Source organism: Desulfurellaceae bacterium, assembly GCA_021296095.1.
Taxonomy (GTDB): domain Bacteria; phylum Desulfobacterota; class Binatia; order Bin18; family Bin18; genus JAAXHF01.
The window spans coordinates 16,246-34,414 of sequence record JAGWBB010000074.1; the positions used below are offsets into that span (position 1 = coordinate 16,246).

General features: G+C 64.2%; 18 protein-coding genes. 8 read left to right on the plus strand and 10 right to left on the minus strand.

The window, feature by feature from the left end; all coding sequences use genetic code 11:
* Nucleotides 1–39: 39 nt before the first annotated feature.
* From lysA to J4F42_16590, 5 genes are all read left to right on the plus strand, one after another.
* Nucleotides 40–1,332: a diaminopimelate decarboxylase gene (lysA, locus tag J4F42_16570; protein MCE2487131.1), complete on the plus strand. Its 1,293-nt coding sequence runs from the start codon at nt 40–42 to the stop codon at nt 1,330–1,332.
* 19 nt (nt 1,333–1,351) lie between these two features.
* Entirely contained in the window at nt 1,352–2,173 is an 822-nt protein-coding gene (locus J4F42_16575; protein MCE2487132.1) for a tetratricopeptide repeat protein, read from the plus strand.
* A 343-nt stretch (nt 2,174–2,516) separates the two neighbouring features.
* Nucleotides 2,517–2,768 carry a hypothetical protein gene (locus J4F42_16580; protein ID MCE2487133.1) on the plus strand — a complete coding sequence of 84 codons (252 nt, stop codon included), beginning with the start codon at nt 2,517–2,519 and terminating at the stop codon, nt 2,766–2,768.
* A gap of 32 nt (nt 2,769–2,800) precedes the next feature.
* On the plus strand, nt 2,801–3,331 hold the full coding sequence (locus J4F42_16585; protein MCE2487134.1) for a hypothetical protein: 531 nt from the start codon (nt 2,801–2,803) through the stop codon (nt 3,329–3,331).
* Nucleotides 3,291–3,830: a hypothetical protein gene (locus J4F42_16590; protein ID MCE2487135.1), complete on the plus strand. Its 540-nt coding sequence runs from the start codon at nt 3,291–3,293 to the stop codon at nt 3,828–3,830. The genes J4F42_16585 and J4F42_16590 overlap by 41 nt, the downstream gene beginning before the upstream one ends.
* Nucleotides 3,831–4,017: 187 nt before the next feature.
* Here J4F42_16590 and J4F42_16595 read toward each other — a convergent pair whose 3' ends face one another.
* Genes J4F42_16595 through J4F42_16605 form a run of 3 tightly spaced genes read right to left on the minus strand, consistent with a single transcriptional unit; the run spans nt 4,018 to nt 6,089 of the window.
* The gene (locus J4F42_16595; protein MCE2487136.1) at nt 4,018–5,031 is read right to left on the minus strand and encodes an acyl-CoA/acyl-ACP dehydrogenase; all 1,014 of its coding nucleotides are present in this window, start codon (nt 5,029–5,031) and stop codon (nt 4,018–4,020) included.
* Nucleotides 5,028–5,171, minus strand: coding sequence for a hypothetical protein (locus tag J4F42_16600; protein ID MCE2487137.1), 144 nt, complete (start codon nt 5,169–5,171; stop codon nt 5,028–5,030). The genes J4F42_16595 and J4F42_16600 overlap by 4 nt, the downstream gene beginning before the upstream one ends.
* Before the next feature lie 18 nt (nt 5,172–5,189).
* A complete protein-coding gene (locus tag J4F42_16605; GenBank protein MCE2487138.1) occupies nt 5,190–6,089 on the minus strand; it encodes an LLM class F420-dependent oxidoreductase in 900 nt (299 codons plus the stop codon).
* 151 nt (nt 6,090–6,240) lie between these two features.
* On the opposite strand from J4F42_16605, the gene J4F42_16610 reads away from it, so the two are divergent.
* Both J4F42_16610 and J4F42_16615 read left to right on the plus strand, forming a co-directional pair.
* Nucleotides 6,241–7,542, plus strand: a complete 1,302-nt coding sequence (locus J4F42_16610; protein MCE2487139.1) for a hypothetical protein — start codon at nt 6,241–6,243, stop codon at nt 7,540–7,542.
* 35 nt (nt 7,543–7,577) lie between these two features.
* Nucleotides 7,578–8,435 (plus strand): DUF547 domain-containing protein, encoded by an 858-nt coding sequence (locus J4F42_16615; GenBank protein MCE2487140.1) that lies wholly within the window; start codon nt 7,578–7,580, stop codon nt 8,433–8,435.
* 13 nt (nt 8,436–8,448) lie between these two features.
* Here the strand turns inward: J4F42_16615 and J4F42_16620 are convergent, their stop codons facing one another.
* From J4F42_16620 to J4F42_16640, 5 genes are all read right to left on the minus strand, one after another.
* Nucleotides 8,449–9,357, minus strand: a complete 909-nt coding sequence (locus tag J4F42_16620) for a hypothetical protein (protein MCE2487141.1) — start codon at nt 9,355–9,357, stop codon at nt 8,449–8,451.
* A 70-nt stretch (nt 9,358–9,427) separates the two neighbouring features.
* On the minus strand, nt 9,428–9,799 hold the full coding sequence (locus tag J4F42_16625) for a hypothetical protein (protein ID MCE2487142.1): 372 nt from the start codon (nt 9,797–9,799) through the stop codon (nt 9,428–9,430).
* Nucleotides 9,800–10,000: 201 nt separating this feature from the next.
* Complete coding sequence (locus J4F42_16630) at nt 10,001–12,046, minus strand: hypothetical protein (protein ID MCE2487143.1); 2,046 nt, start codon at nt 12,044–12,046, stop codon at nt 10,001–10,003.
* Between the two features lie 522 nt (nt 12,047–12,568).
* Nucleotides 12,569–13,180 carry a zinc ribbon domain-containing protein gene (locus J4F42_16635; protein MCE2487144.1) on the minus strand — a complete coding sequence of 204 codons (612 nt, stop codon included), beginning with the start codon at nt 13,178–13,180 and terminating at the stop codon, nt 12,569–12,571.
* Nucleotides 13,181–13,201: 21 nt separating this feature from the next.
* Nucleotides 13,202–14,365 (minus strand): MFS transporter, encoded by a 1,164-nt coding sequence (locus J4F42_16640; GenBank protein MCE2487145.1) that lies wholly within the window; start codon nt 14,363–14,365, stop codon nt 13,202–13,204.
* Nucleotides 14,366–14,553: 188 nt separating this feature from the next.
* On the opposite strand from J4F42_16640, the gene J4F42_16645 reads away from it, so the two are divergent.
* Nucleotides 14,554–15,321, plus strand: coding sequence for an SDR family oxidoreductase (locus tag J4F42_16645; GenBank protein MCE2487146.1), 768 nt, complete (start codon nt 14,554–14,556; stop codon nt 15,319–15,321).
* A 454-nt stretch (nt 15,322–15,775) separates the two neighbouring features.
* On the opposite strand, the gene J4F42_16650 is transcribed toward J4F42_16645, so the two are convergent.
* Both J4F42_16650 and J4F42_16655 read right to left on the minus strand, forming a co-directional pair.
* On the minus strand, nt 15,776–16,864 hold the full coding sequence (locus J4F42_16650) for an undecaprenyl-diphosphate phosphatase (GenBank protein MCE2487147.1): 1,089 nt from the start codon (nt 16,862–16,864) through the stop codon (nt 15,776–15,778).
* A 25-nt stretch (nt 16,865–16,889) separates the two neighbouring features.
* Nucleotides 16,890–18,092: a thiolase family protein gene (locus J4F42_16655; GenBank protein MCE2487148.1), complete on the minus strand. Its 1,203-nt coding sequence runs from the start codon at nt 18,090–18,092 to the stop codon at nt 16,890–16,892.
* Between the last annotated feature and the right edge of the window lie 77 nt (nt 18,093–18,169).

An 18,169-nucleotide genomic window follows, 5' to 3' on the forward strand; every position in this document is an offset into this window, starting at 1 on the left:
GGTGGAGGCCGGACTCTTTCTGCAAACGAGGATGAACACATGCCATCAGACACAGAGGCGCTGAGCTGGTCGCCGAGCGGGCTTGAAAGCCTGGCGCAGAAAGTCGGCACGCCCTTCCTGATGTATCGAGCCGATATCATTCGGGCCAAGATCGCCGCCATCACAGCCATGACCGACAGCCCGGGCTTGCAGGCCCGCTTTGCCATGAAAGCGTGTTCCGGCCACCAGGTCTTGCACGCCATGCGACAGAACGGGATCTGGATTGACGCGGTCTCGGGCAATGAGGTCTTGCGGGCGCTACGCGCCGGGTTTCCGTCCGGTCAGAATCCGCCGACCATTCTCTACACCTCAGACGTGTTCCGCGACAACGCGCTAGAGGTCATCCGGGCCGAGAACATCCTGCCCAACCTCGGCACGCCGTCCATGATCGGAGCGCTGGCCCAGGCCGGCTATCGGGGCGCGGTTGGCCTGCGCCTCAACCCCGGCTTCGGGCACGGCCACGTCAAGGAGTGCGATACCGGCGGACCCAGCTCCAAACACGGGCTGTGGTACGAAGATATTGAGGCCATCAAACACGAGCTTGAGACGACCGGTTTCAAGGTCAGCCTGCTGCACGCCCATATTGGCACCGGGCCTGAGATTGCCGAGTTTCAGACCAATATGCGCCGCCTGGTCGATTTTTTTGTCGAACGCCTGCCGCTCTTTCCCCAGGTTGAGGCGATCAACTTCGGGGGCGGCATTCCGCATCCGTACAAGCCTGGGGCGGCCCGCATCGACCTGGACGCCTGCGGAGCGGTGTTCCGTCACGCCCAGCAAGCGTTTCAGGAGGCGGCCAGGCGCAACATCCGGGTCGAGATCGAGCCGGGCCGTTTTTTTGTCGCCGACGGGGCGTCGCTGATCACTCGGGTTCATGGCCTCAAGTCGACCCGGACGAACGAGAAAGGCCCGGGTCAGAAATTCGTCATGGTTGACGCCGGGTTCTGTGACCTGGTCCGTCCGGCCATGTACGGCTCCTACCACCACATCGAGGTCATCGGCAAAACCGGCCAGCCCGAGGAAGACCTGGTTGTCGCCGGCCCGATGTGCGAATCGGGCGACGTGTTTACCCGCGATGCCGACGAGGTGCTCGACCCCCGCCCCCTGCCAACCCCGGAGGTCGGCGACCTGATCGCCATCCACGACGCCGGCGCCTACGGCGAGACCATGAGTTCCAACTATAATTCGCTCGGCCGTGTGCCCCAGGTGTGGTGTGACGATAATGGCGCCTACCTCGTCTCTCGGCGTCAGACGCTGGACGATATCATCCGGACCGAGTGTTTTGAGGAGTTGTAAGCGGGGCACGGATGTACAGGTGGGCCGTGCGCCATCCCTCATGTGGCCGGTCAGGACGACCCGCCTTGTCTGCCGCAGTGTGTGGGTCGCGGTCGCCTGCCTGTGCCTGTTGTCCGGCGGCTCGGGCGCGACGACCGAGGCTCCCCACACCGCCTTTTTCCAGGCCAACACCTTGTACAGCCAGGGCGACTACGACCGGGCCATCCACGCCTATGAACAGCTGCTGGCCGCAGGCCAACATAGCGGGCACGTGTATTTCAACCTGGGTAACGCCTATTTCAAAAATGGTCAGATCGGCCGGGCGATCCTGAACTACGAGCGGGCGCGGCGCATGACGCCCGGCGATACCGATATTCAGGCCAACCTGGCCTATGCCCGTTCCGTCGCCGGCACCGAGGACTGTCCGCCCAAGCTGTGGCAGAACCTGGCTTTTCCCCTGACCCACCACTTGTCCACCGAAACCCTGGTGTGGATGACGAGCGCGGCCTACAGCCTGGCCCTGCTGACCTTTGCCGTGTACCGCGTGTGGTCGCGGCATGCCCGCTGGCTGGTGTCCCTGGCCCTGGTGTGGGTCGGGCTGTTTGCGCTAGCCGGGGGGTCGCTGGCGCGTCAGGTCTATGTCGACAGCTGGCAACGGCCAGCCCTGGTCCTGGCCGACGGACAGACACCGGTCCGCTTTGAGCCGGCCGAAACCGGAACCGAGCACTTTGTCCTCAAACAGGGCGCGCTGGTCCGCCTGCTCGACAGCCGTCCGGGCTGGCATCAGATCGCCCGCTGCGACGGCCGGCGCGGCTGGCTGGCCGCACCCAGCCTGGAGCGCCTGTGGACAACCGACGATTAGGGGCTGAATCGGCGGGCGTGGGTTTTTGAGCAAGTCAACGAGTGGTTTGCCAGGACCATAGCGGCGGAACACTTGATTCCGCAGCTGTTCCCTGGTGATGTCCTGCGTTTTGACTTGGCGGCGGCACATTGACGATTTGCAAGAGTTCAAGGAAAGATGTGAATATCTGGGACAGGTGCAGCGAAAAAGAGGGGGGCGGGGCTTCGATATCAGAGGACCTCGAAGCTGCCTTTGTTTCGGCGCAATCTCATACGACCTGCTGCGCAAGCTGGATGTGAATATTTGCGGCCTACGAGCTTATGAGAACCGGGCGGCAAGCGGCCCGAACCGCCTGATGAGGCCAGTGGCGTTACGGCAGCAGATCGGGCAGCCCCCGGTGGTCTGCACGGTCCGCGGCACCGACCGCTATGACCGCGCACTCGGGATCTGTCAGGACGCGACCGGCACGGACCTGAACGGCTGGTTGGTGGCCTACCGGCGCTACTCGACGACCTCGGTGCCAAAGGAAGATCAAGCCAAGACGGCAAAATCAGGCATCTGGGCGGATGAGTTCGTGCCCCCCTGGAACTGGCGGTGTGGGGACCGACTCGACTGACGCAACCGTAGCACGACAGAAAGGAGATACTGATGTCTTTCCTGCTTCGCCTTTGCCTTGGGCTCACGGTCTTGGTGCCGTCTCTGGCGCACGCCCAACTCACCGGTGTCCTTGAGATTCCCGGCAACGGGACCACCGTGTCGGGCGTCGGGATGATCGCGGGCTGGAAGTGTGAGGCCGAGGGGGACATCACCATCACACTCGACGGGGGAGCCCCTTTTCCCGCGACGTATGGGTTGTCCCGTGAAGATACCCGTGGGCGCTGTGACAATGACGGGAAGAATGGATTTTTCAGCTACGCGAACTGGGGGACCTTGGGCGATGGAGAACACACCGTCGTCGCCTACGACCATGGCCAGGAGTTTGCCCGGAGTACGTTCTCGGTGACAACCTTCGGGACGGAGTTCCTGACAGGAGCACACACCCAGGTCAGTGTCCCGGACTTTCCGCAGGCCGGTGAGACCACGAACGCAGCATCTGGAAGCGGACTCGCGGGAACCGGTATGCCGAGCGACGCTCACGATGAATCCGGGAGAGACGTGCCGTGGCACCATCTCTCTTGAGCTTGAGACCTCCCGCCTGGGTGCGGTCAGCACCGGCTTTACTTTTGCGGTTGAGGCGGAGGGCCGGGGGTGCATCAGTATCAGTGGCATTCCTGCACTCGACTATTGCTATTCGGCCCGCCTGCCGGACGTGCTGGGGCGGATCGGGGTTACTGTCATCAGGAATGAGGATGGGAGTTGGACCATTGATCGCTTCCCCCTTGTTGATCTTGGGGAGTGCGTTGTTGACTTAACGGTACAGCCGGGAGCGAAGTGCCGTGGCTCTCTCGACCTGCCCGTTGGCGAGATTGACTTTACTTTTTTTGTGGAGGACAGCGGACGCGGGTGTATCGAGGCCGAGGTGGATGTGCCTCTCGTCGGTGATGAGGACATCGAGGCGTGTTTTGATGATCGTGAGGCGTTCCAAAAGGCGCTGAACAAAATCGACGACATTCTCGAAATCAGCGCGTTTGCCGCCGAGAACGTCGATGGCAGTTGGACTATTCTCGACTTCCTGTAGGCGCATCCCCTCTCGCCGGAAAGCACGGATGGCAGTGTGGGCAGCGGCCGGCGCTGGTCCGCCTGCTCGACAGCCGTCCGGGCTGGCATCAGATTGCCAGCTGCGACGTCCGGCGCGGCTGGCTGGCCGTGCCCAGCCTGGAACGCCTGTGGCGACGGCTAGGGTTCACTGGCGCGCGGCCTGTCTCTTAACCCCAGGTCGCCTCGTCGCCTAGCAGCTCGAGCGTGTCGTCGGCGTCGACCGGGTGAAACAGGCCGGCCCGCACGTCACGGAAATAGCGCTCCAGGGGTAGCCGTTTGTAGTAGGAGATGCCGCCGACCGTGCGCATGGCCAGATCGACCACGCGGACCGAGTTTTCAATGGCGATCATCCGGGCGGCCACGCTTTTGCGGCCCCACATGCGGATGTCCTCGTGTTCGACCTCGGCCCCGGCTTTCCACATCGCCGCCCGCGCGCCCTCAATCAGGACGTCCATTTCGCCGACCTTGTTATACACGCTGGGCAGATGGCTCATTGGCTGCTTGTGCGGAAAGCGCGGGCGGTCGCGCATGAACTCGACCACAAAATTACGCGCCGCCACCGCAATGCCGATATATACCCCGCCCATGGAAAACGGGGCTTTGAGAAACAGGCTCAGGACGCCGCCCCGGGTGAAGACCGGCCGCTCCAGAAAAATCGCGTCGTCCGGGATAAAGGCGTCCTGGAGTTCGGTGCTGCGCGACTCGGTCGCCCGCATGCCCATCGTATTCCAGTCGTCTTTCATCAACAGGCCGGGGGTGTCGCGGGGAATCAGAAACGAAATGATCTTGCCCTCTTTGGGATTGTCGCTCGGTCCCCAGGTGGCCTCGGAAAAGTAGCGATCCAAGGCAATGCTCTGGGTGCTGAAGATCTTCTTGCCGCTGACCTTCCAGCCGCCGTCCATCGGTTCGGCCGTGGCCCTGGGCCGCAACACGGTGACCGCATTATTGGCCTCCGAGCCCGAGCCGCCGACAATCCAGCGGTTGGCCGCGATCTGGCGCAGCAGGGCTTCGGCCCGCGCGTCTTTGGTCGTGCGCCACACGTCGGTCACTACGCCGAGAATGTTGAAATGCATATTGATCGCCAGGGCGGTCGGACCACAGCCCTGAGCCAGGCGTTCCTGGGCCTTGATCCGCTCCAGCAGACTCACCCCACCTCCCCCCAGCTCGGTCGGAATGGTCATGATCGAGTAGCCCGTCTCGCGCAGCTGAAGGAGCGCTCTTCGTCGTGCTGGGCGGCGCGCAACGCAAAATCGTCGGCCATGCGGCCGGCTATCTCGATCCAGTGCTGCTCACCCGGGCTGTGATGTTGTTGCATGTCCATGCTGTTCCCCTCCGTTCCCTATCTGGGTGTGAGTCCGACTTCCCCGGCAAAGCGTTCCATCAGCCTCAGCACCTCGTCAAACTGATCGGTCCAGGCAAAGAAGGCCAGGACAACGTGGTCCAGACCGCCGGCCTCATAGCGCGGCAGGGCGGCCAGCACGTCCTCGAAGCTGCGTTCGTACGACAGGGCGGCATAGGTCAGCGAGTCGGGGTCGCGGCCGGCCTGCTCGGCCAGCCGTTTGATGGCCGCAATATCCCCGGCAAAGGCGTCCGGGTCACGCCAGAACACGTGCCCATACCAGCCGTCGCCGAGCGTGGCGGTGCGCCGCAGGGCGCGCTGGCTGTGGCCGCCGATCCAGATCGGCGGATGCGGCTTCTGGACGGGTTTGGGCGCGCACACAATGTCGGAGAATTTCTCGTAGCGTCCATCAAAGTGGGCCTGGTCCTGGGTCCACAGCGCTTTCATAACCTGCAAGTATTCATCGGTCTGATCCCCACGCTGACGGTAGGGCGCGTGGAGCACCTCAAATTCCTCTCGCAGCCAGCCCGAGCCACCGCCGAGTATCACCCGTCCGTGCGACAAGACATCCATGCTGGCCACCATCTTGGCCGTCACGACCGGATTCCGGTACGGCACAATCAGCACCCCGGTACCCAGCCGGACGGTCGTGGTACAGGCCGCGACATAGCTCAGGACGGTCAGGGGATCGAGAAAGTTATCGTTGCTGTCAACCGGGAACCTGCCCTCGGGGTGATACGGATACTTGGACTGGAGCTGGGCCGGAAACACGACGTGGTCGCCAACCCAGACCGAGTGATAGCCCAGCGTATCCGCCCGCTGGGCCACGGCCTGAATCCGCTCGACCACCTGCTCGCGGGCAAACGCGCCGATGTGGGGAAGCACAACGCCGAATTCCATGCGCCCTCCTTTTGCCAGCCTCCGAAAAGCGGTGCCGGTCTTCTCAGCGTCTTGCCACGTTTTGGCCGAAAAGCCAAGAACCACAGGGCCACGTTCCAGCTTGACAGTCCCGCGACCTGACGGAAGACTTGAACGCTCAGGATGGAACATAATGGACACGGGTGCAGGGAGAAAGCCGCAGCTTGTGGACGCGGTCGGACTGTGGTGCGCCCTGGGCTACGCGGTCCTGGCCGTTCTGGCCCGGCAACCCGGCGAACCGCAGCTGCCCGCCTTCGGCGTCCTCGTCATCTGGAGCGGTCTGCCGGTCTTCGGCCTGTTCCTGTACTTCCGCAGCCGTGAGGAGTCTTTTCCTGTCGGCCGGCTGCTGGTGTGGGCGATCGTGTTCAGGCTCTGCGGCTTGATCGGCGGACCGTTCTTCGAGGACGACTTCTACCGCTACCTGTGGGACGGCTACCGTTTTGCCACGACCGGCAGCCCGTACGGCAGCCCACCCGAAGCGTTTTTTGTCGATCCGGGCGTTCCCCACGCCTTCCGCGCGGTGCTGGACCACATCAACCACCCCGAACTGCCGACCATTTACGGTCCGACAATGCAGCTCGCCTTCCTGTTGAACTACTGGCTGTGGCCGGCCAGCGTTGCAGGCTTGCAGGCGCTCCTGATTCTTGTCGATCTGGCCAGCATAGGACTGCTGCTGCGCCTGGCGCCGGCCAGGAACGTCCTGCTGTACGCCTGGTGTCCCTTAGTCATCAAGGAGGTCGCCTTTACCGCCCACCCGGACGGTATCGGCGTGTGTCTGCTGCTGGCCGCAATCGTGCTCGTCCGGTCGTGCTACTGGCACGCTGCGGCCGTGTGTCTGGGGCTGGCTGTCGGGGCGAAGATATTCGCCCTGGTCCTGGCCCCGTTCGTGCTGGTCAGGGCCAGCGCCCGGCACTGGGCGCTGTTCGCGGCCGTGCTGGCCGGGCTGTATGCCCCGTTCGCCCTGAGCGGTGGGACAGACCTGGAATCCCTGCTGGTCTTTGCCCGCGAGTGGGAGTTCAACTCGGCCGTCTTCGGGCTGGTGACACTCGCCGTGCCCGCATTCGAGACCAGGCTCGTGCTGGGGATAGTGTACGGGGGGTTCTGGGGTTGGTACTATTGGCAGTATTGTCGAAACGACGCGCGCGGCATCCCGCGGGGCGACTGGCTGTACGGCGTGTTGCTCGTGGTGTCGCCCGTTATCAATCCATGGTACCTGCTCTGGCTGTTACCCTTTGCCACGGTCTTTCCAAGCGCGTGGGCGTGGACAGCCTCCGTGGCCGTCCTGCTGTCATATATGACCGGGCTCAACATGAACGACTACAGCCTGCAAGCCTATCAACAGCCGACCTGGGTGCGGCTTGTGGAGTTCGGTCTGATCCTGCTGGCGCTGACCTGGCCGTTGTTCGGAGCCCGTCTGCACGGCGCCGTCCGCTAGACTACAGACGCGACCCTGCGCAAGGAGAAATGCTTATGCGGTTTGTCCAGATCAAGAAGAGCCTCGCCCGTGCCAGGGACCGGATCATGCTGGGACTGCTCGGCGTCGCGCTGCTGGCCGGCGTTGCCAAGGCCGCCCCCGGCTCGGAACTGCTGTCAACCTGGGAGGCGAGCGTCGAAACCAACGCCGCGGCTATTGATCACAGCGCGTGGCAAAGCATCCTGGACACCTATCTCACCAGCCATCCGTCGGGCATCAATCGCTTCGATTACGCCGCGCTCAAGGCCAACGCCGAGGACGCCGCCAGGCTGGCCGACTATCTGACCTCGCTGCAGGAACTCGACCCGCGGCACTACTCCCGCCAGGAACAACAGGCCTACTGGATCAACTTCTACAACGCGCTCACCGTGCGGGTCGTGGTGGACGCCTATCCGGTGGACTCCATCCGCGACATTTACCAGGGCTGGTTGCCGCTCGGTCCCTGGGACGACGTACACGCCGAGGTCGCGGGCATGCCGCTGACCCTGAACAATATCGAGCACGGCATCCTGCGCCCCATCTGGCGCGATCCGCGCATTCATTACGCCGTCAACTGCGCCAGCCACGGCTGTCCGAATTTATCCCCGACGGTGTATACCGCGGCCAATACCGAGGCACTGCTTGAGGCCGGTGCGCGCGCCTATATCAACCATCCCCGAGGCGTAAGCTTCGTGGACGACGACTTCCTGCTGATATCGAGTATCTACGAGTGGTATGTGGAGGACTTCGGCGGCACCGAAAAAACGGTCATCGACCATCTCATGCAGTATGCCGAGGAAGCACTCGCTGCGCGCCTCAAGACCTTCAGCGGATCGATAGACTACGAATACGACTGGAACCTGAACACACCCTGAGGGATCGCCATACTCAGAACGCGTAGGTGTCAAACGCGTAGCCGAGCGACACGCTGAACACGTCGGACGCTGCGGTATTCCGCCCCTCGATGACCGTCGCGTACTGGAACCCGAGGTTAATGGTGTCCGTGATGGCGAGATGGAACCCACCGCCGATGAGTTCCATCTCCTCTTTGAGTTCGGGAAAGACCCCGGTGACCGGAGAGAAGCCAGGGTCGCCAATGTCGAAGCTGGACCACGGAGTGTCAACGCGCTGGTAGCTGATGTTCAGTCCCAGGCGATCAAACAGGATGATCCCACCCGACAAATTCAAAAAGAGATTGTCCGGGATCCCGTCGGTCCGGGTTCGGTAGCCAAATTCCGAGGAGACGGCAGACATATCTCCGAAGAACTTGCCGGCCAGCCCCGAGACCTCAAAGCCGTCACCGCCGTCACCGATCGAATTGATGTCACCGCTTTCGTAGTCGCCAGCAATGATCCCGCCGATGCGTATAGCCAGACTGGGCAGCAGCGGGTTCTCGGTGATCGTCTCGTCGAGGAGGCGATAGGTGAGGCCCAGGTTCACATCGGCCAGACCGTCGGGACTCTTGTCGCTGATCGCGCCGTTGCCGCGTGAAGGGTCAAAGCCATAGTGGCCCTGCGCGTAGCCGATGCGCCCATCCAGGGCCAGCTGGTCCAACAAGCCGTAGCGTACCTCCAGATACGTCGTGTGCTGGACGAGTTCTTCGCCGACATTGCCCGGCGTCGGGACTTTTGTGGTGTTGCGATAAAATTCGTCCGCAGTCTGGTAGGTGTAAGACAGACTGATGTCGCCGCTGCCCGGAGCCGGCAGCCACGGCGAGCCGCCCGAGAAGGCGGGTGAGACGGTGAGCGCTATGACCGGAGCGGCCACGGCAAAGATGAATGCGTACAATCGCTGCATGGATGTCTTCCTCCGGGTGTATAGGGATGTCACAGGCCCTGGGCGGCCGGGTGAGCGGACGGCGCGGGGCTCACAGCTGGTAGCGCCGGGTCAGGTAGTAGTGGACGAGTTCCTGTTCATCCGGCCTGCCCGCGCAGTCGGCGCCCTGACTCCCCGGACATAAGACCTGGATATGCTCATCGTCGGGCGTGCCCGGCTTGGCGTCCGCATCCCGGGCTTCGAGGCTGTTCTTGAGGCTCTGGGCGCGGGTCCGATCCAACTCCCCGCGCTGGATGGGACACGAGGAACAGACGAGCTTTTTGAAGGTGAGAGCCTTGCCCTGGGTGTAGGCGTCCCGGGGGCTGATGCCGCCGGCCGTCGTAATAGAGCCCGAGGTAAAGGCCGTCCCCGGCAAGAAGCTCCCTACGATGACCAAGGCCAGCAAACCGATACAATATTTCATGATTCCCTCTCTCCTCTCCTGACATTCTTGCAAACTCTTAACGCGTCTGGAGTTATAGGACAATACACATACCTACATTTACTCTGTATGTAAGATGAACAGCACACGCTTACCCGTCCCGGGACGGGGCAGCAGCCTCGCAGTCGGGTCAGAGGAGACGACATCGCACGGACCGGCTTCGTAGGATTGAGTCGCGCCGGTCTATCTCTCGGCCCAGCCCCCCAGGAGCATTCTGGCCTGCTGCAAATCCGCGGTGTCCAGCCCGGGGGCAAACCACCCGGACACCTCCGCGAGCAGCTGCCGTGCCTCAGCCGTTTTGTTCTGGGTCTGCCACAGCCGGCCCAGGCTCATGGCCGCCCGTAGCTCCAAAGACTTGGCCCGCTGTCTCCGGGCCGTCTCGGTCGCCCGCTGAAAACACACCTCAGCGGCGGACGTCTGGCGAGGGGTGCCCGTGTGGTCTTCGCGCGCGAGCAGGCACTCGCCCCTGCGCCGGTGTAGCTCGGCCTCATAGAAGCGCTCCCCGTGCTCTTCGACGGCCTGCAAGGCTTGGTCGAGGCTGTGCAGGGCGGCGTCCACCCGGCCCGTTTTGTCCTGCACCTCGGCCACCAGAGACAGAAAATACGGACGCAGCAACTCTGAGCCGGTCGCCTGCCAGGCGGCCAGTCCGTCTTCCAGCTGCGCCAAGCCGTCACCGGCCGGCGTCTGCATTGCCGTAGCCCAGCCCTGCAGCATCCGACCCATCGCCAACCAGTGGGGAAAGCCGTGTTTCTGGGACATGGCCACTGCGGCCGCAGCCGTGGCGTGGCTGGCCGACAGGTCGCCCCGCATCTGGTGCAACATGGCCAGCCAATTGTGGGCTGCGGCGAGGCTGTGGGGGAGGCCGTGGGCGGCGTCCAGGGCTTGCTGGCACTGGCGCAGAGCCTGGTCGGGATAGCCGAGCGCCCACACAGTCAAGGCGTTGTAAAACAGACACACCACCTTGGGATCGGAACCGTAGCGAAAGGCCAGGCTACGGTGGGTATCGGGCTGGTAGAGGGCAATCGCGTGTTCGAGATGCTCGCGGGCCAGGCCGAACTCACCCAGCCAGAACAAGGTGTTGCCGCACGCCCGGTGGACTTCGATCAGCGAGGCCGGATCGGGCAGACTGGAGGTCATCGACAGCAGCTGTTCGCCGAGTTCCCGGGCGGTGTGGAGTTCGCCCCGCATCTCATGGACCATCCACAGCCCGCGCAGGGCGGAAAACGCGCGGGACGGCTGACCAACCTGGTGGCCCAGTTCTTGGGCCCGGACGTAGGTGTCTTTGACCTCCGGGTCGGCATAGCCCTTGGTGGCAATCAGGCCGGGTCCACGCGTGGTGTGGAAATCCAGCTCGTGTTCGGCTCGCTCGGCTCCCTCGGGCAGGGATTTGAGCAGGGCCAAGCCCTGGCCCAGGTGTTCGACCGCTTCGACATAGGCCGAGCGTTCAAACGCACGTTGACCGGCACGTTTCCAGTAGTCGAGCGCCGCTTGCTGCAGACCCGCCTGGGTATAGTGGTGGGCAATCAGCTCGGGCTGGGTTTCGGCCGTCTCAGGAAAACGTTTCTCCAGGACGCGGGCAATATGGGCGTGCAGTTCGAGGCGCTGGCTTTTGAGCAGGGACTGATAGGCCGCGTCCTGAATCAGGGCGTGTTTGAAGACCCAGCGGGGGTGCGACGGCTCTCCCCGGCGGGAGATGATCTCGGCGACCGCCAGTCGCTCCAGACCGTGCTGCAAGGACTGGTCGTCGAGCGACCATACGGCCCGCATCACCTCGTGGGGAAAAGCACGGCCCAGGGCGGCACCGAGCTGGGCGACCTCTTTGGCCGGGCCGAGCTGGTCGAGGCGGGCCATCAGCAGGTCGTGCAGGGTGGCCGGAATGGCCAGGTCAGGCGTCTGAGACGCGGACAAAGAGGATGATTCGGCGTCCAGCACCATCGTGGTCAGTTCTTCAATGAACAGCGGAATGCCGTCGGTCTTATCCAGAATCTGTGCGACGAGGGCATGTGGCAGGCCCCGATCGCCGGCCAACTCGGCGATCAGCTGGGCCGCCTGTTGGCGTTCGAGACGGCCCAGGCTGAGCTGTTTCATGTGCGGGCGCATAGTCCAGGCCGGCGTAAAATCAGACCGAAAGGTCAGGACGACCAGCAGACGGGCGCCGGCAACCCGGTCAATCAGGACTTGGAGCAGATCCAGGGTCGAAGGGTCGGCCCACTGGATATCTTCCCACACGACCAGCAGCGGGCCTCTAGCGGCCTGTTGCAGCAGTCCGGCGACAATGGCCTGCTGGGTGCGCTGCTTCTGGCGCTGGGGGCTTCCCTGCCAGGCCGTATAGCGCTCGTCCAGCGGGATAGACAGCAGGGCTGCCAGCAGCGGGACGACTTCCTGGCGGCCAAAGGGGTGATCGGCCAGCAGGGTTTCCAGCCGGAGGAGCCTGTCGGCAGGCCGTTCCTCCGGCCCGGTCTGGATCTGGCGCTGGAAATACTCGATCTGGGGGTAGAAGGCGCTGTGCTGGAAGTGGTCCGAACAGCGAAATTCGAGTTCGGTGCCGCCCTCGGTCGGGATGACGGGATTTCCCGATGCCGGGCTCTCCGCTCAGCAGCACAACCTGGCCGGAGGCGTTCCTGGCCTTACGCCAACTGTCGAGCAATGCCGCCAGGGTCTCCTGGCGGCCGACCATGGGCGACAGGCCGCGGCGGACCGCAGCCCGAAAGCGATCCCGCGCGCCGCTCTCACGCAGGACTTGATACACCGCTATCGGCTTGGACAGGCCGCGCAGCGGACGCTCGCCGAGCGCCCGCCACTCACACAGCCCCTCAACCAGACGGGCCGTCGCCCCGCTGATGACGACCGTATCGGGACGGGCCAGATTTTGGGGGTCTCGCCCAGCGCCAGCCGCTCGTGTCGCCCGGCACCGCCCATTTCCCCGACCACCACCTGACCGGTATGAATGCCGACCCGCACCCGCAACGGTCGGGCGGCCTGCCTGAGCAGGGGCGAATCCTGGACCGCCCCGACGATGCGCAGGCCGGCCCGCACGGCCTGGATCGCGTCGTCCTCATGAGCGACCGGATGACCGAAATAGACCAGCAGCCCATCGCCCAGGTATTGGGCGATATAGCCGGCAAAGCCGGCCACCACCTCTGCACACAGCTCCTGATAGCTGCGGATGACATCGCGCAGCTCTTCGGGGTCCAGTTGCTCGGCCAGGCGGGTGGACCCCACCACATCGCAGAACAGGACGGTCAGCTGACGCCGCTCAGCCGCCGGGCGAGCCATCCCGGACACGGGCGTCAGGGCGGTGCCACACTGATCGCAAAACCTGGCCGCCGAGCGATTGTGGGTTCCACACTGGGGGCAGCGCATTAATCCTCTTCCTTCGGACGATTACGACGGACTGAGGGGCACCGAAGCCAGAAAGCGCGGCAGGGCACAGGCCGTCAGCCCGAGCGGAACGGCCAGCACAAGCGCCGCCCCAAAGACGTGGATCTGCTCGGTGACATAGCCGCCCAGCCAGGGGCCGAGGACAATGCCGATGCTGAAGGCAACGTTGTAGAAACCAAACGCCTTGCCGGCCTGGCCGTGGCTCAGCCCATCGGCAATCAGCGGCATGGACGGAGCCAGGGCGGCCGACAGGGCGATGATCACAGCCAAGGCCAGGACGAGGAGCGCCTGCGACTCCAGGGTCAAAAACAGGCTCGGAATCAAGACAGCGGACGCGAGCAGACCCAGGATCATCGGTTCCTGGCGTCCGCGGCGGTCTGACCAGGCGCCGATCAGGGGTTGGCAAATCAGGGCTGCAGCGCCCCAGGCTGCAAACAACACCCCGATCTCCTGGCGCGACCAGCCGATCTGGGCCAGCTGGAGCGGAAGCAGCATCTCAATCGCGCCCAGCGCCGCGCAGCTTACCAGAATGACCAGACAGGCACTGGTCAGACGGGACGACAAGAGCTGGCGCAGGGACGCCAGCGAGAGGGGCGGGTCATGCTCGGCTGGGGATTCGGTCGCCGCCATCCGGTCCGGAATGACAAAAAAGGCCAGAACGGCCAGGACAAAAGGCAGGACGGCAAAATACATGAACGGCTCGCGGGCCTGACCAAAACTGCCCAGCGCCGGCCCGCCAATCGCTCCCAGACTGAAGGCGATGGGCACGATGCTCATTTCCAGCCCGCGCTGGTCTTTATCCGCCAGACGGGCGGCCAGCGGCAGGGTCGCCGCCCAGGTTGCCGAGGCGGCCGCCCCCTGGGCCAGCCGACACAGCAGCAGGGGCCAAAAGCTCGACGCCATCGAAAACGCTACCGCAGTCAGGCCCAGCGCCAGCATTCCGGCCGTCAGCCACAGGCGCTCTCCGACCCGATCAACCACATAGCCAAAGGGCAGATACAGCAGCAGGGAGATCAGGCCATACGAGGCGTAAAAGATGCCGGCCCAGGTTTCGGTCAGCCCCAACTCCCGAGCCATAGACGGCAGCATGGGAATAATCAGGGTATAGCCGACCGAGTCGGCAAACATGATGGCGGCGGCAAGGGCCAACACAAACCAGCGTGACATGGAATCCGTTTCATGCGCCCGTCACGGGCGGGAACTCAGGCCATGTGTTTTCCCGGCCTCGGGCAATGACGGGACCGGGCGGGCGTCGCCGGCCATGATACGCCACCAGCGTGGCGGAAGAAATGGGGTCGGCCTTGCCAAGCGGCGGGCGGCGTGTCTATATCCAGACCCACTAAGGAGGACCGTGCATGGCAGGATTACTGAGCGGAAAAGTCGCGCTGGTCACCGGCGGCAGCACCGGGATCGGCAGAGCCTCGGCACTGACCTTTGCCCGGGAAGGGGCGCAGGTCGTGGTCGCCGACGTGGTTGAAGACAAGGCCAAGGAGACGGTGCGACTCATCAAGGAAGCGGGCGGCGAGGCCCGCTGCATCAAAACCGACGTGACCCGGGCGGCCGAAGTCGAGGCCATGGTCCGCTTTACTCTCGACGCCTATGGCCGGCTCGACTGTGCCCATAATAATGCCGGCATTGAGGGGACGGTCAGCAATACGGCCGAGTACGCCGAGGCGGACTGGGACCGCGTTATTGGGGTCAATCTGACCGGGGTGTGGTTGTGCATGAAGTATGAAATTCCGCCCATGCTCGAGCAGGGCGGCGGAGCCATCGTCAACACCGCCTCGGGAGCCGGCCTGATCGGCGCTCCGGGCATGCCGGCCTATGTGGCCAGCAAGCACGGCGTGGTCGGCCTGAGCAAAACCGCCGCCCTGGAATACGCCAAGGCCGGTATTCGGGTCAACGCCATGTGCCCGGGGGTCATCGAAACCCCCATGGTCGAGCGTCTGACGGGCGGTAATCCGGGCATGATGGAAGGCTTTGTCGCCATCCATCCGGTTGGCCGGGCCGGCCAGCCCCAGGAAATCGCCGAAGCCGTGGTGTGGCTGTGCTCGGACGCGGCCTCGTTCGTCACCGGCCACGCCATGTCGGTCGAAATAGGGAGGAGGACATGCCAGGATTAGTCACCGCCAAGGTTGCGCTGGTCACCGGCGGGGGGTCGGGCATCGGCCGGGCGACGGCCCTGACCTTTGCCCGGGAAGGAGCGCAGGTTGTGGTATCCGATGTCGTGGCCGAGGCCGGCCAGGAGACTGTGCGGCTGATTGCCGAGGCCGGAGGCGAGGCGCGCTTTGTGGCCGCCGACGTGTCCCGTGCAGCCGAGGTTGAGGCGCTTGTCGCCGGCTGTGTTGAGGCCTACGGGCGGCTCGACTGCGCCCATAATAACGCCGGCATCGAGGGGCCGGGCGCTCAGACGGTTGACTATGACGAGGCCGCCTGGGAGCGAGTCATTGCCATCAACCTGACCGGGGTGTGGTTGTGCATGAAGTACGAGATCCCCGAGATGCTGAAACACGGCCGCGGCGCCATTGTGAATACCTCGTCGGCGGCCGGCCTGTTGGGCTTTCGGGGCGGCTCGGCCTATGTCGCCAGCAAACACGGTGTGCTGGGCCTGACCAAAACCGCCGCCCTGGAATACGCCAAGGCCGGCCTGCGGGTCAATGCGGTGTGCCCCGGCGCCATCGATACCCCAATGATGGGACGCATCACCGGCCATAAGCCGCAGCGGGCCGAACGCATGGCGGCCAGCGAACCGGTCGGGCGTATGGGCAGCCCCCAGGAAATCGCCGAGGCGGTGGTGTGGCTGTGCTCGGACGCGGCCTCGTTCGTGACCGGCCACGCCATGTCGGTCGATGGCGGGCTGGTCGTGCAGTAGCGCCCTACTGACCGACCCAGAGCAGCGTCGCACAGCCCAGCGCCCAGCAGTAGTAGGCAAACGGCGACAGACTCCGAGCCTTGCGGAATGCTGGCGTAGCCGACCCCGGCCGCGACCAGGCTGCCGAGCGCGTACGAGGCCACATCAATCCCGCCGACCACGTCTTCCCAGTGCGACACGAGTTGCAGGCCAAAAGCGCCGCCAACGGCCGGGATGGACAGCAAAAATGAATAGCGGACCAGCAGCTCACGCTCCAAGCCGAGGAAGACCCCGGTCGCAATCGTGCTTCCTGATCGGGACAGACCCGGGATAAGCGCCAGCCCCTGGGCCAGTCCGATCAACACCGAGTCGCGCACGCGCATCTCGGCCAGGCTTCGACCCGACGGCCGTACCCTGTCGGTGGTAAACAACAAGCCGCCGGTGACCAGCAGGGCCAGCCCGGCGGCGTGCGGATCGCTGAACAGGGCCTCAAAGTGCTGACGAAAGCTGAGACCGATGAGCAGAGTCGGGACGGAGCCGGTTGCCAGCAGCCCCAGCAGACGCCGCGATCTTGCAGCCTGGGGATGGTGGGAGGACACGCACGACACAGCCAGGAGATACAGGTCGTGCCGAAAATAGACACACACCGCAGCCAGCGTACCCAGGTGGAGGGCCGCGTCGAGCAGCACGCCGGGTTGAGAGAAGCCGGGGATGCTGTGCTGGGCCACCACCAGATGGCCCGAGCTGCTGACCGGCAGGAACTCGGTCAAGCCTTGCAGCAGGCCGAGCAACACCACCGGCAGGCTGGACGGCACCGGCGTCTCCCTGTGAGTCGGGCCCTCAGACCGAAAAGATGTGGATGGAGGCTGCCGCGTTTTCTCCGCCCAGCACTCCACCGCCGTTTTCGGTCAGCCCCACCCGCGCGCCGGATACCTGGCGTTGCTCGGCCTGACCGCGCAACTGCCAGAAGATTTCGGCGATCTGAGCGACTCCGGTGGCACCCACCGGATGCCCCTTTGCCAGTAGGCCGCCGCTGGGGTTGACCGGCAGGCGGCCGCCCAGGGACGTGACGCCATCGGCAACCAGCTGACCGCCCCGGCCCGGCTCGCACAGCCCCAACTCCTCGTACACCAGCAGCTCGGCCGGCGCCGTGGCGTCGTGCACCTCAACCACGTCGAGATCGTCCGGTCCGAGTCCGGCCATGGCGTAGGCTTTGTTGGCCACCTTGGCCACAATGCCGGGCGCGTGGGGGTCGTGTTCCTGGCTCGAGCCGAGCGTCGACGCTCTGACAAAGACCGGTGTGGACGTCAGCTGTCGGGCTTTGGCGGCCGTGGTGACGATGACCGCAGCCGCCCCGTCGCCGATCGGCGAACACATCATCCGGGTCAGCGGCTCGGCAATCAGCGGGGCGGCCAGGACCTCTTCGACCGTGCGCGGCGTCTGGTACTGGGCGTGCGGATTGAGGCTGCCGTTGGTGTGATTTTTGGCCGCAATCCCGGCGTAGTGCTCTTTGGTCGTCCCATACTCGTCCATGTGGCGGCGGGCCAGATTGGCGTAATAGTCCATGAACACACTGCGGGATTGGCCCGCTCCGACACTCTGCTCGCCGCTCATTTCGCGTGCAAACGCGTCGGCCTGCTCCAGGTCGATAGCGCTACCGATGGCCTCGAAGGTGCGGCGCTTTTCGGCATGGAAGAGCTTCTCCATGCCCAGCGCCAGGACCGTGTCATACATGCCCGAGGCCACGTACAGCCAGGCCAGATGGAACGCGGTGGACGAACTCGCACACGCGTTTTCGGTATTAATCACCGGAATGCCGCCGATCCCCATCTCGCGCAACACAACCTGGCCGCGAATGCACTCCTGGCCGGTGATCAGGCCGGCCACCGCGTTGCCGACCGCAGCGGCTTGCAGCGCCTGGGGTTCGATACCGGCCGTGCGCAGGGCGTGGTCAACGGCCTCCCGAGCCAGATCCTTCATGCTCCGATCAATATATTTCCCAAAACGGGTCATGCCCGCGCCAACGACGGCGACCTCTCGCATATGTCCCTCCTGTCCAAAGGGAATCGTCATCTCCCCTGGATAGCTTTTGTCATCACAATTACCCTTTGCTCAATCTT

Excerpts from the sequence above, each read along its gene's own strand:
- J4F42_16645 (MCE2487146.1), top strand. The coding sequence starts at position 14,554 with ATGGCAGGATTACTGAGCGGAAAAGTCGCGCTGGTCACCGGCGGCAGC.
- J4F42_16610 (MCE2487139.1), top strand. The coding sequence starts at position 6,241 with ATGGACACGGGTGCAGGGAGAAAGCCGCAGCTTGTGGACGCGGTCGGA.
- J4F42_16620 (MCE2487141.1), bottom strand. The coding sequence starts at position 9,357 with ATGCAGCGATTGTACGCATTCATCTTTGCCGTGGCCGCTCCGGTCATA.
- J4F42_16585 (MCE2487134.1), top strand. The coding sequence starts at position 2,801 with ATGTCTTTCCTGCTTCGCCTTTGCCTTGGGCTCACGGTCTTGGTGCCG.
- J4F42_16615 (MCE2487140.1), top strand. The coding sequence starts at position 7,578 with ATGCGGTTTGTCCAGATCAAGAAGAGCCTCGCCCGTGCCAGGGACCGG.
- J4F42_16590 (MCE2487135.1), top strand. The coding sequence starts at position 3,291 with ATGAATCCGGGAGAGACGTGCCGTGGCACCATCTCTCTTGAGCTTGAG.
- J4F42_16595 (MCE2487136.1), bottom strand. The coding sequence starts at position 5,031 with ATGACCATTCCGACCGAGCTGGGGGGAGGTGGGGTGAGTCTGCTGGAG.
- J4F42_16655 (MCE2487148.1), bottom strand. The coding sequence starts at position 18,092 with ATGCGAGAGGTCGCCGTCGTTGGCGCGGGCATGACCCGTTTTGGGAAA.
- J4F42_16625 (MCE2487142.1), bottom strand. The coding sequence starts at position 9,799 with ATGAAATATTGTATCGGTTTGCTGGCCTTGGTCATCGTAGGGAGCTTC.
- J4F42_16600 (MCE2487137.1), bottom strand. The coding sequence starts at position 5,171 with ATGGACATGCAACAACATCACAGCCCGGGTGAGCAGCACTGGATCGAG.
- J4F42_16640 (MCE2487145.1), bottom strand. The coding sequence starts at position 14,365 with ATGTCACGCTGGTTTGTGTTGGCCCTTGCCGCCGCCATCATGTTTGCC.
- lysA (MCE2487131.1), top strand. The coding sequence starts at position 40 with ATGCCATCAGACACAGAGGCGCTGAGCTGGTCGCCGAGCGGGCTTGAA.
- J4F42_16605 (MCE2487138.1), bottom strand. The coding sequence starts at position 6,089 with ATGGAATTCGGCGTTGTGCTTCCCCACATCGGCGCGTTTGCCCGCGAG.
- J4F42_16635 (MCE2487144.1), bottom strand. The coding sequence starts at position 13,180 with ATGCGCTGCCCCCAGTGTGGAACCCACAATCGCTCGGCGGCCAGGTTT.